We start from the raw sequence: 3,018 nt of genomic DNA on the forward strand, positions 1-3,018 counted from the left end.
CATGCAGTCGTGGCAAGCCCTCCGATGCCATATCGGCTCTTGAAGCTGGCTGAGGGTCATGGGTAATCAGGTATGGAAATGAATTATAAATTTGTCAAAGGAAGTATCGCACTGGCAGTGTTTGCCGCATTGAGCGGCTGCAATACCTCAAGCAACGACAGCGTCGCCCCCTGCACCGAAAATGTCTGCAAGCTGACCATTTTGCATACCAATGATACCCACGGTCGTTTCTGGCACAACGACAAGGGCGAATATGGCATGGCGGCCCAGAAGACCCTGGTCGAGCGGCTGCGTGCCGAGGCGAAAGCGGCGGGCAGCGAAGTGCTGGTGCTCTCCGGCGGTGACGTCAACACCGGGGTGCCAGAGTCGGATCTGCAGGATGCAGAGCCGGACTTCATGGCCATGAACAGCATCCGTTACGATGCCATGGCGGTGGGCAACCACGAGTTCGACAACCCCCTGACCATCCTCGAGAAACAGCGTCAGTGGGCCCAGTTCCCGATGATCTCCGCCAACATCTATGACAAGACGAGCGGCAAGCGCTACTTCGATCCCTACAAGGTGTTCAAGCTGGAGAGCGGCCTCAAGGTCGCCGTGCTGGGTCTGACCACAGAGGACACCGCCCAGCTGGTGGATCCCAACAACGTCCAGACCCTCGAGTTCCGCGATCCGACCACGGAAGCCGCCAATCTCGGCAAGCAGATCCGCGACAACAAAGAGGCGAACCTGGTTCTTGCCATCACCCACATGGGCCATTACGAGAATGGTCAGCACGGCAGCAACGCACCGGGTGACGTGGAGATGGCCCGTGCGCTGCCGGCAGGCACCCTGGACGCCATCATCGGTGGTCACTCCCAGAACCCGGTCTGCATGGAGCCGGGCACCCCGGACAAGTACGCCGACTTCAAGCCGGGCGACGACTGCCAGCCGGATCAGCAGAACGGCATCTGGATCATGCAGGCTCACGAGTGGGGCAAGTATGTGGGTCGTGCCCAGTTTGACTATCAGAATGGCAAGCTGACCCTGACCCAGTACGATCTGATCCCGGTCAACCTGAAGAATGCGGACGGTGATTTCATCCAAGAAGAGATCGTCAAGGATCCCGAGCTCTACAACACCCTGCTCACCTATCAGGAGAAGGGACAGCAGGAGCTGGGTGTGGTCATCGGTGCCACCGATGGCGTACTGGACGGTGAGCGCGCCAACGTGCGCAACAAGCAGACCAACCTGGGTCGTCTCATCACCACCGCGACTGCCGAGAAGCTGAGCACCGACTTTGGCATCGTCAACTCCGGCGGGGTGCGTGCCTCCATCGCGGCAGGGGACATCAGCTACCGTGACGTGCTGACCGTGCATCCGTTCGGCAACACCGTCAACAAGGCGACCATGAGCGGCAACGAGCTGCTGACCTACCTGGGTCAGGTCGCGACCAAGACCGCCAATACCGGTGGCTATGCCCAGTTCGGCGGCATCAAGATGACGGTGGATTGCCAGGCCAAGAGCGTGGACATCGCCACCATCGGCGGCAAGGCCTTCGATCCGGCAGCAACCTACAGCTTCTCCATCCCGAGCTTCAGCGCGGCCGGTGGTGACGGTTATCCGAAGATCGACACCATCAATGCCGGTCTGGTGGATGCCGGTGTGCTGAAGGATTATATCGCGGCGAAGAAGACCATTCAGGTCGCCGATTATCAGCCGGCCGGCGAGGTCAGCTATATCAACTCCACCTCGGTAGAGGGTTGCAAATAATCCCTGCACCCCGAGCCAATAAAAAAGAGAGGCAGCCATGGCTGCCTCTCTTTTTATTTTCAATGTCATCAGCATTGTCTCTCGGGAAATATATCCTGCTACGGGAAGCTGCCCCGAAATAGGGCATGACACGATCTGATGGCAATAAAAAGGCGACCCTGAGGTCGCCTTGATGAAATGGGTCGGTTGAGCCTTAGAGCTGCTCGATGCCGACGATATGCCAAGGGGCATTGTCCTTGGCGAGATCACGCTCGAGGTGCCACACCTCCTTGATGTCCTCCTCGACCTGCTCCTGACGGTCCATGTAGCGGCCGCTGAAGCGCACGCTCACCTGGGCCCAGTCGCTGCCGTAGTCGGCACGGACCAGCTGGGTGTCCACGTACATCACCTCGGTGTGCTGCTCACCGGAGAGCTCGGCGCGTTCAGCCTTGAGGTGCTCGAACAGCTCGGGGCTCACGTACTCGCGGATCTTCTCCAGGTCGTTCTTGTTCCAGGCCTCTTGCAGGGTGCGGTAGTGATCGCGGGCACCGGCCAGGAAGCCGTTCATGTCAAAGCCCGGAGGCAGACGGAAGGGCACGTCGCTGTCGGCAAAACCGGTGGCCTGCGGGGCGCTGTGGCTCTGCTCGAACTGCTGGGGCGCCGCGCTCTGGGGCGGTTGATAACCCGCATAGGCCGTCTGTGGCTGGGCCGCTGCCGCCTTGTTCCTGCGCAGGGCTCGGAACAGGAAGACACCGCCCAGTGCCAGCAGGGCGATCAGCAGGAAGTCCATCCCTTGCAGACCTTCGAAGGCACCGCTGCCCAGCAGGTAGGCAAACAGGCCGCCGGCCAGCAGACCACCCAGCAGGCCGCCCATCATGCCGCCTTTCTTGGGTGCCTGGGCGCCCACGGTCGGGTTCTTGGTGTCGACCGGCTTGGCCGCAGGTTGGGCCGGAGCCGTCTTGTAGCTCTTGCCAAAGGATTTGCCGCCACCAAGTTTCTTGGCCTCGGCGATGGGTGCCCCAAGGCCAATGGCCAGGATCAGGGCAAACAGGGTCAGCATCTTTTTCATTTTGACTCTTTCACTCTCATGTAGGTGGGGGCATGCTCTGCTTGTGCAAGCTCAGCGAGGCGCATGGCAGGCTGCCAGTCCCTTTTTGTGTTGCAGCTTGCGGGTATGATTATCACGGATGGCATGAATTATTCATGAACAGATTGGCCTTGTTGCACAATTCCAAAGCAGGACAGCAGTCTCTCAGGCGCCGATTTCGCTCAGTTGACCTGTTGTCGTAC

2 protein-coding genes are annotated in these 3,018 nt (G+C 59.8%); one reads left to right on the top strand and one right to left on the bottom strand.

Going from position 1 to position 3,018, the window contains the following annotated elements; translation table 11 throughout:
- Positions 1-78: 78 nt before the first annotated feature.
- Positions 79-1,749, top strand: a complete 1,671-nt coding sequence (gene ushA / locus OKB81_RS19860; RefSeq protein WP_160836573.1) for a bifunctional UDP-sugar hydrolase/5'-nucleotidase UshA — start codon at positions 79-81, stop codon at positions 1,747-1,749.
- Between the two features lie 193 nt (positions 1,750-1,942).
- Here the strand turns inward: ushA and OKB81_RS19865 are convergent, their stop codons facing one another.
- Entirely contained in the window at positions 1,943-2,797 is an 855-nt protein-coding gene (locus OKB81_RS19865) for a Tim44 domain-containing protein (RefSeq protein ID WP_010673257.1), read from the bottom strand.
- Between the last annotated feature and the right edge of the window lie 221 nt (positions 2,798-3,018).

Origin of the sequence: Aeromonas sp. QDB56 (genome assembly GCF_027705505.1) — a bacterium.
GTDB classification, from domain to species: Bacteria; Pseudomonadota; Gammaproteobacteria; order Enterobacterales; family Aeromonadaceae; genus Aeromonas; species Aeromonas caviae.